Origin of the sequence: Pseudarthrobacter cellobiosi (assembly GCF_023913755.1) — a bacterium.
In the GTDB taxonomy this organism is placed as follows: domain Bacteria; phylum Actinomycetota; class Actinomycetes; order Actinomycetales; family Micrococcaceae; genus Arthrobacter; species Arthrobacter cellobiosi.
Window position 1 is genome coordinate 22,740 of record NZ_JAMXBJ010000039.1, and the last position, 14,042, is coordinate 36,781.

General features: G+C 67.0%; 14 protein-coding genes and 2 riboswitches. Of the genes, 11 read left to right on the forward strand and 3 right to left on the reverse strand.

The features are described from left to right. Positions 1-10: 10 nt before the first annotated feature. Together NG696_RS07075 and NG696_RS07080 are read right to left on the reverse strand one after the other, a co-directional pair. The gene (locus NG696_RS07075; protein ID WP_252564050.1) at positions 11-2,500 is read right to left on the reverse strand and encodes a helicase-associated domain-containing protein; all 2,490 of its coding nucleotides are present in this window, start codon (positions 2,498-2,500) and stop codon (positions 11-13) included. A 10-nt stretch (positions 2,501-2,510) separates the two neighbouring features. Beyond that, positions 2,511-2,744 (reverse strand): hypothetical protein, encoded by a 234-nt coding sequence (locus NG696_RS07080; RefSeq protein ID WP_252564047.1) that lies wholly within the window; start codon positions 2,742-2,744, stop codon positions 2,511-2,513. Positions 2,745-2,989: 245 nt separating this feature from the next. Here NG696_RS07080 and NG696_RS07085 point away from each other — a divergent pair, with 245 nt between their 5' ends. The 3 genes from NG696_RS07085 to NG696_RS07095 are packed head-to-tail and all read left to right on the forward strand — an operon-like array spanning position 2,990 to position 5,308. After that, positions 2,990-3,373, forward strand: coding sequence for a cold-shock protein (locus NG696_RS07085; RefSeq protein ID WP_056347308.1), 384 nt, complete (start codon positions 2,990-2,992; stop codon positions 3,371-3,373). Between the two features lie 9 nt (positions 3,374-3,382). Continuing rightward, complete coding sequence (locus tag NG696_RS07090; RefSeq protein WP_252564045.1) at positions 3,383-3,928, forward strand: DUF3027 domain-containing protein; 546 nt, start codon at positions 3,383-3,385, stop codon at positions 3,926-3,928. 45 nt (positions 3,929-3,973) lie between these two features. Then, positions 3,974-5,308 (forward strand): MFS transporter, encoded by a 1,335-nt coding sequence (locus NG696_RS07095; RefSeq protein WP_252564043.1) that lies wholly within the window; start codon positions 3,974-3,976, stop codon positions 5,306-5,308. Between the two features lie 83 nt (positions 5,309-5,391). Here the strand turns inward: NG696_RS07095 and serC are convergent, their stop codons facing one another. Then, complete coding sequence (gene serC / locus NG696_RS07100) at positions 5,392-6,522, reverse strand: phosphoserine transaminase (RefSeq protein WP_252564040.1); 1,131 nt, start codon at positions 6,520-6,522, stop codon at positions 5,392-5,394. 275 nt (positions 6,523-6,797) lie between these two features. Between serC and NG696_RS07105 the strand changes: the two genes are divergently transcribed. The 8 genes from NG696_RS07105 to NG696_RS07140 all read left to right on the forward strand — a co-directional run bounded on the left by NG696_RS07105 (position 6,798) and on the right by NG696_RS07140 (position 13,927). Further along, positions 6,798-7,493 (forward strand): iron-dependent transcriptional repressor DtxR, encoded by a 696-nt coding sequence (locus NG696_RS07105; RefSeq protein WP_252564037.1) that lies wholly within the window; start codon positions 6,798-6,800, stop codon positions 7,491-7,493. A 153-nt stretch (positions 7,494-7,646) separates the two neighbouring features. After that, positions 7,647-7,865, forward strand: a riboswitch (cyclic di-AMP (ydaO/yuaA leader). 3 nt (positions 7,866-7,868) lie between these two features. Continuing rightward, positions 7,869-8,693: a M23 family metallopeptidase gene (locus NG696_RS07110; protein WP_252564034.1), complete on the forward strand. Its 825-nt coding sequence runs from the start codon at positions 7,869-7,871 to the stop codon at positions 8,691-8,693. 148 nt (positions 8,694-8,841) lie between these two features. After that, positions 8,842-9,004: riboswitch (cyclic di-AMP (ydaO/yuaA leader) on the forward strand. Between the two features lie 70 nt (positions 9,005-9,074). Next, the gene (locus tag NG696_RS07115) at positions 9,075-9,749 is read left to right on the forward strand and encodes a C40 family peptidase (protein WP_252564115.1); all 675 of its coding nucleotides are present in this window, start codon (positions 9,075-9,077) and stop codon (positions 9,747-9,749) included. 172 nt (positions 9,750-9,921) lie between these two features. After that, positions 9,922-10,668, forward strand: a complete 747-nt coding sequence (locus NG696_RS07120; RefSeq protein ID WP_252564031.1) for a C40 family peptidase — start codon at positions 9,922-9,924, stop codon at positions 10,666-10,668. Between the two features lie 236 nt (positions 10,669-10,904). Beyond that, a complete protein-coding gene (locus NG696_RS07125) occupies positions 10,905-11,405 on the forward strand; it encodes an HNH endonuclease (RefSeq protein WP_104062827.1) in 501 nt (166 codons plus the stop codon). A 59-nt stretch (positions 11,406-11,464) separates the two neighbouring features. Continuing rightward, on the forward strand, positions 11,465-12,235 hold the full coding sequence (locus NG696_RS07130; RefSeq protein WP_252574925.1) for an NTP transferase domain-containing protein: 771 nt from the start codon (positions 11,465-11,467) through the stop codon (positions 12,233-12,235). After that, positions 12,232-12,525, forward strand: coding sequence for a DUF6457 domain-containing protein (locus NG696_RS07135; RefSeq protein ID WP_056346664.1), 294 nt, complete (start codon positions 12,232-12,234; stop codon positions 12,523-12,525). Before NG696_RS07130 ends, NG696_RS07135 begins: the two co-directional genes overlap by 4 nt. Next, positions 12,491-13,927 (forward strand): molybdopterin molybdotransferase MoeA, encoded by a 1,437-nt coding sequence (locus tag NG696_RS07140; RefSeq protein ID WP_252564026.1) that lies wholly within the window; start codon positions 12,491-12,493, stop codon positions 13,925-13,927. The genes NG696_RS07135 and NG696_RS07140 overlap by 35 nt, the downstream gene beginning before the upstream one ends. Positions 13,928-14,042: the final 115 nt, after the last annotated feature.

The window sequence follows — 14,042 nt, forward strand, 5'->3', positions numbered from 1 at the left end:
GGGGAGTCCTTCACTGGCGCAGTTCTTCTGCGGCCTCAATATCGATAATGCGGTGGATGGAGAGCACCCGCTCGGTTTCCTTGGCAGGATCGAAGACCCTGACGCGTCCGCCGTTTACGGAAAGGGGAACAACTGTCTCCAGGCAGGAATTCCCCTGGCTGTCCACCACGTTCATGCTCACGCGCTGCTTGAGCCGGATAGCCCGCTGCAGGGTCTCCAGCCCAAGCTGGGTCGCAGCTTCGCCGGAGCCAGGCACGGCGCCTGCATGGTTTCCGGCGGCTTCGGCCCGCCTGTTCCGCAGGACGGCCAGCTGCGCGGCGACGTCGTCCTCGGCGGGTGCGGTCCGCGGCGCCGTGTAGACGGGGCGGGCGCTTCCCGGAACACTGTTAGTACGGCGGAGCCGGACCACTCCGGGCTCGGCCTGGTCCACCGACGGCGAGAGGCCCAGTCCGCGCAGGACCTGGGCTGTTTCCCGCGGCGGAGCGGTGGAGATCAGTACAGTCGGCGCAATCCGGGCCAGCCCCAGGCCAGCCGCTTTGGACTCCGCCGCCAGCTCCAGCACCGTTGCCTCATCATCGCTTTGGATAAAGCTGGCGGCCGTTCCCACCCGGAGCCGGCCGTGCCGGGACGCGGTGTCCTCCACCAGGTATTCCAAGGGCTGGGGCACGGCCGTGGCCGAATGCTCACGCAGGAACTCCAGCAGGCTCGACGCGTCATGCCCGGCGTCCAGCGCCCGCCGGACCGAACTGGCGGAGAACCGGTAGATAGTGGCGGGCCCCTGCCCCTCGGCGTCGGCCATCACCAGGAGCTTTTCGGCCAGCTCGGGAGCCAGGTAGCCCGGGGCAACTGCGGTCAGGTCCGCCTGGAGCAGGACGTGGTTCAGTGCCGCAGGCAGATGCTCGCCCAGGATGCCCAATGCTTCGTCCGGGTTGTCTTCGGCAATGGCGCTACCCAGCTGGCTCAACGCACCGGACCCAGTCAGTCCCAGCAGCTCCGCCTCCGCCAGCACACCCCTGATCAGGGAACTGAACCGGCGGGCCATCCGCGGCTGCGTCCATTCAGCCCGCTGGAGCACAGCCGCGGCATCCAGGACCGGTGCCGTGCCGTCCGCAGCGGCAGCCTCCTGGGTGAGCTCCTCCAGAATTTCCAGGATCCGCTTCCTGACCACCGGGGCGTCCGGCCGCTGCGCCTCGGCTGAAAGGGCATTGACGGTGTTCCCGGCCAGGGCGCGGTGCGCGGCGGGGACACCGCCGGGGCCGTTAACGGGCTGGCCCACCAGTGAAGGCACACGCTCGCTCGCGAGCCAGGCGTTGACCAGCCACAGCCACTGCTCCTGGCGGGGGAGGGCCAGCCACTCGAGCTGCGGGGGCTGCACCCACGAGGACGAGTCCACATCAAGGCGCAACAGGCCGGAGAGGGCGCTGAGCTCCAGCAGCAGGCCCGCCCGGTGCTGGTCGATGCGCAGCGTCTCGGCCAGACGCTTCATTTCCCGGACACCTACGCCGCCGCTGCGCAGCGTGGCCAGCGGCTGCTCGCGGACGGCATGGAGGAGATCACCCACCAGCCGGAGGGTTTCAGCGATGGCGCCCAGCGCCGCGTTCCGGCGAAGCGCAGCGGTGGTGCTGCCCAGCTCCGGAACCGGCGGGGACAGGGAGAAGTCATTGATGATGGCGCCGCCACGCAGCGACAGCCCCACGCTGTGTGGCAGTTCCACGTGCGCGGCGTCCAAGGGGACCAGCAGGCCCCGGGCGAGGAGCCAGTCCACGGGCCCGACGTCGGCGCCCTGGTTCGAGACCGACGCTTTCCGTTGCGCCTGGGGGACGGCACCCATGGCCCAGTTGCGGAATTTGGCGAGCAGCGCCGTCGTGCGTTCCGGGGCGTCGGCCAAAGCCTCGCTGAGTGCCTCAGGCGAGGATGTCCAATGCTGCAGCGCGAGGGCTGCCTCCATGGGGGTGGTGGCGTTCTGGATAGAGACGCCGCTGCGGTGCAGCTCGGCGACGAGCTGGACTACCCGCTGGGCAAACGCGGGCTGAAGCCTGACCAGCTCGGTGTAGCTGCGCCCCAGCCCCGCAGGATAGATTCCCACCACGTCCTTGAGGCTTCCCACCGGCAGGTAGTACCGCTGTCGCTGGCCCGAAACCGCCATTCCATGCGGCGGCTCTGCCCGGTGCACCAAAGCCAGTTCCTGGAGCGAGGCCAGGATGCGTTCCAGCGCCGCCACCGTGGACCCTGCAATGAGTTTCCGGACGCCTGCCGCCGAGGCGCTGTGTTCGGTGTCCGTGTTCGTGCACAGGTGCAGGGTTTCCAGGACTTGCATCTGCGGCCTGTTAAGCCGTTCGAGAGCGCGCTGGACGCTGACCCGCGCGCTTGCCCGGGCGGCCAGGGCGGAAAAGTCAGGAACCGCGGGGGACATAAGGTCCGGCCGCGCTGCAAAGAGCGCCCGCAACGAGTCATCGCTGCGTGCTTCCAGTTCTTTGCTGAGAGCGCGGATAAGGGACATCAGTCCAACGTTACCGCCCGCTGGACTTTCCTGCCCGGCGCCGGCCCGCCACGCTGTCCAGGACCAGGAAGAGCATCAGCAGGAACGCCACAGGCAACCCGTACAGGGCAGTGGCAGTGACCCAGGCCGGAGCAGCGGAGCCTGCGAAGGCCAGCGCCATGACGGCTCCCACCGCCACGAGGGAAAGCATGGCAACAACCGCTGCGCAGATCATCAGTGGGCGCCGGTATCGCGAGGGTGTCATGCAGGTAACGCTAACAGCCGGGCGGCCGGCGGCGGCGCCACGGGCGGGCCTGAGCGGCGGGCGCACAGCCGCGGCAGGCGGCAGGACGAAGGGTGCGTGAAAGCAGGATTCCGGGCCCCGGCAGGATAACCTTGAAGAACAGACCAACACGGTCCGTCGCTGTCATACCCTGAACCCGCACATCAGTGCGGATGCGGTGACTGCCGGCCGTGTCAGAAGACGTCAGAACGAAGAAGGTTGATTACGTGCCTACCGGCAAGGTCAAGTGGTATGACAAGGAAAAAGGTTTCGGATTCCTCGCAGGCGAGGACGGCCAGGAAGTCTTCCTGCCCAAATCATCGCTGCCCGAAGGCATCACGGAGCTGAAGGCCGGCACCCGGGTTGAGTTCGGCGTTGCCGACGGCCGCAAGGGTGCACAGGCCCTGGGCCTGCGCGTCCTGGACAAGACGCCGTCCATCGCCAAGGCCAAGCGGCCCAGCGCCCGGGACCTCGCGCCGCTGGTCCAGGACCTGGTCAGCGTGCTGGACAACCTCTCCGGAACCCTGTCCGCGGGCAAGTACCCGGAAGGCAACAAGGGCAAGGCCATCGCGGCTGCCCTGCGTAAGGTTGCCGACGAGCTGGACGTTTAGGTCTTGGCCATGAACGCGGAAGCTGAACAGCCGGACACCACAACAGCGGGGAAAGCGGGCGCCAAGGCCGAGGCCAAGCGCCGCGCCGGCGTGCCCGTGTGGCGTACCGGAAAGCCGGATGCCTTCCTCGCTGCTGCCGTTGGCGAGGCGCGAACCGCCATCGAAGGCATCGCGGCGGCGTCGGACATTGGTGCGCACCTGGCTGCCAAAAGTGAGGGCGACCGCCTGGTCACCCACCTCTTCGAATCAAGAATGGCCGGCTACCACGGCTGGCAGTGGTACGCGGTCCTGACCAGGAACTCCCGCTCCAAGGTGGTCACGGTCAGCGAGCTTGGCCTCCTGCCGTCGGAGGACTCCATCCTCTCCCCGGAGTGGGTGCCCTGGGCCGAGCGCGTCCGCCCCGAGGACGCACAGGCGGCAGAGGAAGAGGAGTCACCCGCTGCGGAGGCTTTCGCTTCGGGGCCGGACACTTCGCAGGCCGAGGCTGACACTCCCGGGTCCGAAGACCGGGACGAAGAATCCGAAGAGGACGACCCCGCCGGCGAGGCTGACTAGGCAGTTGCGAATACGCAGGGTTGAGAACCAAGAAGGCCGGCACTGATGTCCACCTTCAAATCCCTGCACATCCCCAACTACCGGATCTGGTTCCTCGGCGCGCTGGTTTCCAACATCGGAACCTGGATGCAGCGGACTGCCCAGGACTGGCTGGTCTTTGACCACCTCACTGATCACGACGCCGGAGCCATGGGCATCACCATGGCACTGCAGCTGGGGCCGCAGCTGTTCCTGGCGCCCGTCGCCGGCCTCGTGGCGGACCGCTTCAGCCGCCGGCAGCTGCTGGTCATCACGCAGTCGCTGATGGCACTACTGAGCACCGGCCTGGGCATCCTGGTGGTGCTCGGCGCCGGCCAGCTGTGGCACGTCTACGGCTTCGCCCTGCTGCTGGGCATGGTCTCCGCCCTCGATGCCCCGGTGCGGCAGACCTTCGTTTCTGAACTCGTGCGGGACGACTACCTGCCCAATGCCGTGGCCCTGAACAGCGCCTCCTTCAACGTCGCCCGGATGATCGGGCCTGCCGTGGCTGGCGTACTCACCGTGGCGGTAGGTCCCGGCTGGGTGTTCCTGATCAACACCTGCACCTTCCTGGCCATGCTCCTGAGCCTGTGGAAGATCCCCGCCGCGTCACTGCGCCAGCTTCCCCGGGCGGCTCCGGGCAAGGGCCGGATCCGGGAGGGGCTGCGCTATGTGCGGTTCCGGCCGGACATTGTGGTGGTCCTGGTGGCCGTGTTCATCGTGGGAACACTCGGCCTTAACTTCGTACTGTTCATCGCCGCGATGGTGGGCACGGAATTCGGGTTGGATGCCAGCGCCTTCGGGCTCATGAATTCCATCATGGCCATCGGTTCCGTGGCAGGCGCGCTGCTCTCCGCCGGCCGCGGCAAGCCCCGCTTGCGGATGATCTTCGGCGCTGCGGCTGCCTTTGGGGTGACGTCGGGACTGGCCGCGCTTGCCCCGGACTACTTCTGGTTCGGCGTCGCGCTGGTGCCGGTCGGCCTGTTCGCGATCACCATGATGACCAGCGCCAACGGCTACGTCCAGACCACCACCGATCCCGTCATGCGGGGCAGGGTCATGGCCCTGTACATGGCCATCTTTATGGGCGGCACCCCCATCGGCGCCCCACTCGTGGGATGGGTGGCCAACGTCGCCGGCCCCCGGTGGTCGCTTGCCGTGGCGGCCGCCTCCGGGATCATCGCCGCCGTGATCGGAATGATCTGGATCATCCGCGCCCAGCAGCTCCGGCTCACCTTCAACCGGCGGGCCCGCGGCCTGCGGTACTTCGGCGTCGTCTCCCATCTGGGCGTCCAACAACCGGGGGACAACGCAAACGGCGCCGCCCGGGACGAAAACCCGGACGACGCCGTCGGACACTGACAACTGGCGTCACCACAAAACAGTGCGAACGGACACTTGGGGTCCCGGTATCTGGGCCCCAAGTGTCCGTTCGCGCGGGTGCGCTACTTGCGCAGCTCGCCCACCACGTAGTCGATGCTTGCCAGCAGCGCGGAGACGTCGGCCGGCTCGATGGCCACAAATGTGGCGATCCGGAGCTGGTTGCGGCCCAGCTTGCGGTACGGCTCGGTGTCCACGATGCCGTTGGCGCGCAGGACCTTGGCGATCGCGGCGGCGTCGATCGAGTCGTCGAAGTCGATGGTGGCGATGACGTTGGAACGGTCCTCCGCTTTGGCCACAAACGGGGTCGCGTACTCGGAGGCCTCGGCCCAGGAGTAGATCCGGCCGGCGGAGTCAGCCGTGCGGGCGGACGCGAAGTCCAGGCCGCCGTTGGCGTTCAGCCACTGCACCTGCGCGTCGAGGGTCACCAGCGTGGAGAGCGACGGCGTGTTGTAGGTCTGGTTCAGCCTGGAGTTGTCGATGGCGGTCTGGAGGTCCAGGAAGTCCGGGATCCAGCGGCCGCTGGCCTTGATTTGGGCGGCGCGTTCCAGCGCGGCGGGGGAGAAGAGGCCCAGCCACAGGCCGCCGTCGGACGCGAAGTTCTTCTGCGGGGCGAAGTAATAGACGTCGGCCTCGGAGACGTCCACGTCCAGGCCGCCGGCTGCGGAGGTGGCGTCCACCAGGACCAGGGAACCGGCGTCGGCGCCCGCCACGCGCTTGACCGGAGCCGCGACACCGGTGGAGGTTTCGTTCTGCGGCCAGGCGTAGACATCCACGCCTGCCTCGGCGGCCGATACCGGGCGGGCGCCGGGCTCGGACTTGATGATGGAGGAGGCGTCCAGGAACGGGGCCTTGTTGGTGGCTGAGGCGAACTTGGAGCCGAACTCGCCGAAGGACAGGTGCTGGGCCTTCTTTTCCACCAGGCCGAAGCTGGCGACGTCCCAGAAAGCGGTGGAGCCGCCGACGCCGAGGACCACTTCGTAGCCTTCGGGGGCGCGGAAGAACTGGCTGAGGCCTTCACGGACGGAGCCCACGAGGTTCTTGACCGGAGCCTGGCGGTGGGAGGTGCCCAGGATGGTCTTGGACGCCGCTGAGAGCGCTTCGAGCTGCTCCGGCCTGACCTTGGAGGGTCCTGCGCCGAACCGTCCATCTTTTGGCAGGAGGTCGGCAGGAATAGTGATGCTGGTTTCGCTCACGGGGGCTCCAATTTCGGCATGGACGTGACTCACGTCCGGGCGGTGGGTTGGCCGGTAGTCGGCGGTGACTGCATAAGGACCTCCTATATTCTGCCTGAACCCCTTGATTGGGCGGGAACCGGCGCCGTCATAGTCCGGCCAATGAGACCGTTCGTCCCCGCCCGGGGATTATCCAGACAAATTCAAAATAGGCTAAGCTTTTTACCGGACCTCGCCGCTGCTGGACGCGATACGGTGGGACAACGCAAGGTACTGCGCTCGAGGAGCTGAGCTGGATGACGGATCTGATCGATACTACGGAGATGTATCTTCGGACCATTTTGGAGCTTGAAGAAGAGAACATCGTTGCTCTTCGTGCACGCATCGCCGAACGGCTGCGGCATTCCGGACCCACGGTGTCCCAAACCATCGGCCGGATGGAACGCGACGGACTGGTCGTGGTCTCCGGAGACCGTCACCTGGAGCTCACGGAAGCCGGGCGGAAACGCGCTACGGAAGTGATGCGCAAGCACAGGCTCGCGGAACGGCTCCTGGCGGATGTGATTGGCCTGGACTGGGCCTATGTCCACGATGAAGCATGCCGCTGGGAGCACGTGATGAGCGAACGCGTAGAGCAGCGCATCTACGAATTGCTCAACCACCCGACCGAGTCTCCGTACGGCAACCCCATCCCAGGGCTGGCCGCCCTGGGCGGGCCGGCACCCGCGCTCCCTGACGCCGATGTGATTAATCTCCTTGATGCGATGCAAGGCTACGGGCCGGCGTCGAACGTGACAGTCAGCCGGCTGGCTGAGCCCATCCAGGTGGAACCTGAGCTGTTGGTCCAGCTGGATGAAGGCGGGATCAGGCCCGGTGCCTCGGTGTCCCTAGAGCGCGTGGGGGAGTACATTTCCGTGCGGGTTCCGGGAATCGAAGGGGCGCTCGAGCTGCCCCCGGAAGTGGCATCCCACGTCTTCGTTTCCGTCCGTTGACGGGAAGGCGGTCCGCCTGTGGGGCCGCCCCATAGCGCAGTGACCCCCGGTTCCGCAAAGATAACGGAATTGTTACTGTCCAGGTTAATCACTTATAGTTGGAACTCAGCGTCGATACAAAAGCGTTACCTGATCCGGAGCCGAGCTCTGCCAGCGGATCAGGTGCATCAGTCACCAACTGGCAGAGGCGGGGGAACCACAACCGGCAGTCGTAAGACTGCCTTGGGGTGAAGTCCGTCAGCAGCAAGCCTCTTCCAGCGAAGGATCCTCACGGGATATCTCTGCGCCAAGTGCTTGTCACGGCGGACCGGGTCTTTGAACTCTCTGACCCGAATCCGACAGCTAACTTCGCAGGCTATCCAGAGAGGAACATTCTTGACCACGCAATACTCCAGGGGCCGCCGCCGTGCGGTGGGTCCCGCCTCGGCGCCCAGAGTGGCCGAGGATTTCACCGCGGAGAGGCCCCGCGACCCACAGCGGGAAGCGCGCCGCCGCCGGGGTCCCTTCCGGCAGATGACGGATTTCGCCGCTGCCAGTGGCCTCGGCCAGAAGGCCGGCATCGCCTTGGCAGCAACAGGCCTGGCTCTCACCGTGACGGTTCCCGTAACCGGCCCCGTGATGGCCACTCCGGCACCCGGCCAGGCCGCGTCGGCCGTTTCCGCTGCTCCGCAGCCCGAAGTTACCGCCGAAGCCGCCGCCCAAATTGATTTCAGCCGCTCGTCCGTGGTGACCCAGGGTGATCCCGACGGCAAGCTGAAGCAGCTGCTGAGCGCACAGTCCGCGGGATCCATTACCCGCGCGGCCTCTGCCGGAAGCCTCGGCTCGCCGCTGGCCCAGCTGGCTACAGTCTCTCCGTTCGGATTCCGGGTCAGCCCCATTACCGGCGGCGCCGGAGACTTCCACCGTGGCCAGGACTTCGTGGCACAGTGCGGAACCTCCGTCCTGGCTGCTGCCAGCGGCACCGTGACGTTCGTCGGCTGGCACCAGTACGGCGGCGGCAACCGCGTGGTGGTGGATCACGGCAACGGCCTTGAAACCACGTACAACCACCTCTCCTCCGCCAGCGTCAAGGTAGGCCAGACGGTCAGCCGCGGCGACGTGGTTGCCCTCAGTGGCACCACGGGCGCGTCCACGGGCTGCCACCTCCACTTCGAGGTCCAGGTCAACGGCGAAGTCGTTGACCCCACCGGCTGGCTCTGACCCAAGTGATGGCGAACTCTCGAATCGCGGCGACGTGCCGTGACCTGAATGTGACATTGGCTCGGAACTCCTGTAACGTCTAAAGCGCGTCAACTTTTCCGAAGTTGACGTTCTTGAGTGGATTGCCTAGCTCTGCCACCGCTCAAGGTCCGTTCGCATGACATCGTCTGGCAGGGGCGGGGGAACCAATTTTGGTCTTCGATTCTGAAGGCCTTGGGGTTAAGTCGCAAAGCTTCCACTGTGAAGCAGCGCGGCCGGGTGACTCCCATCCGAATCCGACAGCTCACCTCGCAGGCATTGGGAGAGGCTACCTTCGTGTCTTCACGCCATACTTCTGCGCGTCACCGCGCACAACCGGTTCGCACCAACCCCTTGGGCTCCGTGTCCAAGGCCGTCAGTGCCAATGCCGGGACCGTAGGTCGCCAGGCTGCTGTTATCGCAGCTGCATCAGGTCTGATCCTGAGCATGGGGCTTCCGGCCAACGCCGCGGACACCACCGCCGGCGTTTCCGCCTCTACCGAGTCCGGTTCCGCGCAGACGGCACTTGCCGTAACTGCCGCGCCCACGGCTACCGTTTCCTTCGAACGCCCCGTCATCAAGACGACGCCGGCGCCGAAGGTTGAGACGGTCCGTGCGCAGTCCACGGCCTCCGAAACCGGGACTCAGGGTGGTGCCGCAACCGAGGCTGCGGCCTCCAAGCTCGCTGACACTGTCTCCTCCGCCGCCGCTTCGGGTCTGGCAGCACTTGCCTACACCGGTATCGGCAACCCCTACCTCTGGGGCGGCACCACTCCCAATGGCTGGGACTGCTCAGGCTTCACGCAGTGGGTCTACGCCCAGGCAGGCATCAGCATTCCCCGCACCAATGCCTGGACAGCCATGCGGCCCACGGCCACACCGGCCTCCGGTGACCTGGTCATGCAGAATGGCGGCGCCCACGTTGGCATTTACGTCGGCAACGGCATGATGATCAGCGCACTGAATCCGTCACAGGGCACGCTGCTCCACTCGGTGGCATCCACGGGCTCCTCCGCGTTCTTCACGATGGCCCCGTAGTTCCTGCAGTCCAGTAGTTCCTGCAGCCCTGTGCTGCCGGAACCGTTTCTTCACGAGAAACTCTTCGCTAAATCCCCGTTCGGGGCGTGCCGGCGTACCCCCAAGATGCCGGCGCGTCCAAAGCCCTTGGGCTGCCCACGCGGTCCTGAGGAAAACGAAAGAGAGAAAATTAATGACTACACGTGCAACTGTTGCACGGCACCGCGCCGAGGTCGCCAAGACCAACTCGCTGGCTGTCATTGCCAAGGCTGTCGGCGACAACGCCGGCGGCATGGGCCGTCAGGCTGCGGTTATCGCTGCTGCTTCCGGCCTTGTCCTGACCAGTGGTATCGCTGCGAACGCGGCTGACACCGGCATCCAGCGTGAAGCTGCATCCGCTTCGAACCTTGAAGCTGAGGTTTCCGCCCCGGCCATCATTTCGGCTGCTTCCACCATTGCCATCTCCTACGAGAAGCCCGCAGTGACCACCACGCCGGCTCCGGTTGAGGCTCCCGCACCTGTTGTTGAAGCTCCGGCTCCGGCCAAGGCCGCGGCCACCATCAAGGTAGCGTCGGCAACACCGGCCGCTCCGAAGGCGCCGGTCTCCGCAAGCGGCAAGGGTGCTGCCATCCTCTCCGCTGCCTACGCACAACTCGGTGTCAGCCAGGACTGCACCATGCTGGTCACCAACTCGCTGGCTGCCGTGGGGATCAACTTCCGCGACTGGCCCGCAGGCTACCTGTCCCTCGGTCAAACCGTGAGCGCCGCCGAGGCCCAGCCCGGCGATCTGTTGTACTACGCCGACGGCGGCGCGGGCGTTGCCCACATTGCCGTCTACGCTGGCAACGGCCAGGCCGTGCACGGGGGCTACAACGGCAACCAGACCGTTGTGTTCAGCGCCAATGTCGGCTCCGGCCCCGTTTACATCCGCGTGTCCTAGCACCAAAGTCAGCCTTCAAGGGACCCCTGCCTCACGGCTGGGGTCCTTTGCTGTTTCAGGGCTGCTGGCCTGATCCGGTGAGGTGCACGAATTCGACACGTGACGGCGGCCGCTTCTGCGATTAGCTGATCCCGGGATTCTTTGTTTACTCTTGTGGTGTCGATCCATAGCCCGGATATGCCGGGGGCAGCCGGCCCTCGTGCCCCTGACGGGTGCGGCCACAAAGAGGTACGTGCATGCGCACTCTCGTTCTGAATGCTGGATATGAACCGCTGGCGGTAGTCACCTTCCGCCGGGCGCTGGTGCTTGTGCTCACGGGCAAGGCCAGTGTTATTGCCGAGGGCGATGACCCTGTAGTGGGACCGCAGGAGATCCTGGGCCGCCCGTCCGTGATTCTTCTGAACCGCTACATCCGCCCCAGATACAACCAGGGCACCGCGGTCAGCCGCCGCGGAGTCCTGCGGCGGGACGGTCACCGGTGCGCGTATTGCGGCAAAGGTGCCCACACCATCGACCATGTGCAGCCCAAATCACGTGGCGGCGCCGACTCCTGGGAGAACCTGGTGGCCGCGTGCCTCCGGTGCAACAACACCAAGGGCGACCATACGCCGGCTGAAATGGGTTGGAAGCTCAGGTTTGTTCCGGAACCGCCGCATGGCACCATCTGGCAGATCAAAGAACTTGAGAAGCCCACTCCGGCCTGGGATCCGTTCCTGCTGCCTGAACGGGCCGCCTGAACGGGCCGCCTTGTTCCAGCCCCGCGGGGTATTCCAGCCCGCACGGTTAAGCTGGGAGGGTGGACGCTGACCCCCTCGACTTCGATGCCGTCATCCTCGCCGGCGGCCGTTCGTCGCGGCTCGGTGGTGTGCCCAAGCAGAGTCTGACGTACGACGGCGACTCCCTGTTGCGCCGCTCCGCCGCCGCTGCCGGGGGAGCCCGGGCCGCCGTTGTGGTTGGTCCGGACGCTGGCGAAGTGCCGGCCGGGGAAATCCCTGCCGGATTTCTCCGCTGCCGCGAAGAACCGCCGTTTAGCGGACCCGCGGCCGCTATTGCGGCCGGGCTCGCGGCCCTGGCTGCTGCGGGCGGCAGCCGCCCCGGGCTGACGCTGGTGCTGGCCTGCGACATGCCCAACGTGGAGCAGGCGGTGGTGGCGCTGAAGGCTGCGCTGCGTGCCCGGGCACGGGGCGCCGGAGGACCCGCCGCCGGAGGACCTGCCGCCGGAGAACCCGCCGCCGGGGGACACTCCGCAGGGCAGCCGGCAGGCTTGGGACCGGACGGCGTGGTGGCGGTCTCGGAGGATGGCCGCCGCCAGCCTTTGGTCGGTTTTTATAGCACAGTCGCGCTACAACGTTCCGTGGCGGAACTGGAAAGAACGGGACGCTTAATCAACGGGTCGGGGAGGGCACTCCTTGCTAGTCTGGACGTGCAGCTTGTCGCCGTTCCGGCCGGCTCCACGGCAGACGTGGACACCTGGGACGATGCCGCCGCACTTGGAGTGGCCGGTCCGGATCCCATAACCGGGCTCCGGGGCAACACTGCCGCAGACGATTTGGGAGGCAGAGCGTGAAAAGCCAGGAAGAGACGCTGGAAGAGTGGTGCAGGTCCTTGCTCCAGGCGTATGAACTGGAGGACGTCCAGATCGACGTCAACACCATCCTGTCGCTGGCCGGCGTTGCAGCCCACTCAGTGGTCCGCCCGGCCGCCCCGCTCACCACCTTTATTGCCGGTTTCGCCGCCGGCCTGGCTGCGGGAGCAGGGCAGGCCACGAACGCCGCCGCCATGACCGCTGCCATGGACCGTGCCCGCACCCTGGCTGCTGACTATGACGCCGAATCCGCCGGGACCCCCGTCGAATGACTCCCGTTCAGTGACCACCGCCCCCGGCGACGAATCCGATATCCCCGAGCAGCAGACAGCCCCGGCAAAGCACCTTGCCCACACCTGGGATGAGGCGCGCAAAGCCGCTTTTGATATCGCCACGCCGATTCCGCCGGGCCGGGTTCCCCTGGGCCAGGCCCTGGGCAGGGTCCTGGCCGGCGACATCACCGCGCTGCACGACATGCCCCACTACGCCTCGTCTGCGATGGATGGATGGGCCGTCAACGGCGGTGGCCCGTGGATCGTGGCGGAGGCCGGCCAGCGGCTGGCACCCCACCAGGCCAGCCCCATTGTCACCGGCGGACTGATCCCGCCCGGCGCCAAAGCGGTGCTACGCAGCGAAAGTGCCATGCTTGGAACGGACGACGACGGCCTGCCGCTGCTGATGACCGGCGGCACCGCCCGCCCCGGCGAACCCGGGAACGGCCAGCATATCCGCAGGGCCGGCGAGGAAGCAGCGGCGGGAGAGGTGCTGGTCAAGGCCGGTGTCACACTGAACCCGGCCCATCTGGCGGTCGCGGCGCTTGCTGGGCACGATGACCTGCTCGTCCAGGGCAAGCCCGTGGTCAAACTCCTGCTGACCGGCTCCGAAGTTGTGGCGCACGGGTTGCCGGTCCCCGGACAGGTCCGGGACACCTTCGGCCCGCAGCTCGCGGCCGTCGTGGAAATGCTTGGCGGTATCAACGGCGGCCAGGAACGGATCGGCGACTCCTATGCCGAGTGGCTGGACGGCCTGGCGGACCTCCCGCTCGAGGTGCCGGACCCCTCCGCGCTGCCGGCCGACGTCGTCATCACCACCGGCGGTACGGGCCGCTCGGACACCGACCACCTCCGCCGGGCCGTGGCGGAACTGGGCGGGCGGCTGGTCATCGACGGCATCGCCATGCGCCCCGGCCATCCGGCTGTCCTGGCAGAGCTCCCCGACGGGCGCTTTGTCCTGGGGCTCCCCGGGAACCCGCTGGCCGCCATGATGGCCCTGTCCACGGTGGGCGAACCGCTGCTGGCGGCGCTGGGCCACGGCACCCTGCCGCCGGTGCAGGAGGTCCCGTGCGGCACCACCATCGAGCCGGAGCCGGGCCGGACCAGGCTGATGCCCTTCCGCCTGCTGTACGGGATGGCCTCACCGGCCAAGCACACGGGGCCGGGGATGATGCGCGGGCTGGCGTCGGCACATGGGGTGATGGTTGTTCCGCCGCATGGCGTGCAGCTTGGCGAACCCGTGCCGGCGTTCGCCTTGCCGTGGGGGCCGCCCGTGCCCGCACCCGAGCAGCCGGGTACCAAGCCCAAGGGCCGGCCCGCCGCCAAGGCAGCCACCCGGGCGGTAGGTAAGGACACGGCGAAGCCCGCCGGCCCGGTGGACTGGAGTGCCCTGCTTGGGTAGGCGCCGGGCTGCTGGACCCAGTACGCCACAGGCTCGCCCGTGGTGCGATGATGGACCTATGAACAGTCCCAGCCGGCAGGTCCGGAACGTCCGCGGGGCCCTTCGAGACAGTCTG

Excerpts from the sequence above, each read along its gene's own strand:
- NG696_RS07105 (WP_252564037.1), top strand. The coding sequence starts at position 6,798 with ATGACGGATCTGATCGATACTACGGAGATGTATCTTCGGACCATTTTG.
- NG696_RS07125 (WP_104062827.1), top strand. The coding sequence starts at position 10,905 with ATGCGCACTCTCGTTCTGAATGCTGGATATGAACCGCTGGCGGTAGTC.
- NG696_RS07120 (WP_252564031.1), top strand. The coding sequence starts at position 9,922 with ATGACTACACGTGCAACTGTTGCACGGCACCGCGCCGAGGTCGCCAAG.
- NG696_RS07075 (WP_252564050.1), bottom strand. The coding sequence starts at position 2,500 with ATGTCCCTTATCCGCGCTCTCAGCAAAGAACTGGAAGCACGCAGCGAT.
- NG696_RS07095 (WP_252564043.1), top strand. The coding sequence starts at position 3,974 with ATGTCCACCTTCAAATCCCTGCACATCCCCAACTACCGGATCTGGTTC.
- NG696_RS07080 (WP_252564047.1), bottom strand. The coding sequence starts at position 2,744 with ATGACACCCTCGCGATACCGGCGCCCACTGATGATCTGCGCAGCGGTT.
- NG696_RS07140 (WP_252564026.1), top strand. The coding sequence starts at position 12,491 with ATGACGCCGAATCCGCCGGGACCCCCGTCGAATGACTCCCGTTCAGTG.
- NG696_RS07090 (WP_252564045.1), top strand. The coding sequence starts at position 3,383 with ATGAACGCGGAAGCTGAACAGCCGGACACCACAACAGCGGGGAAAGCG.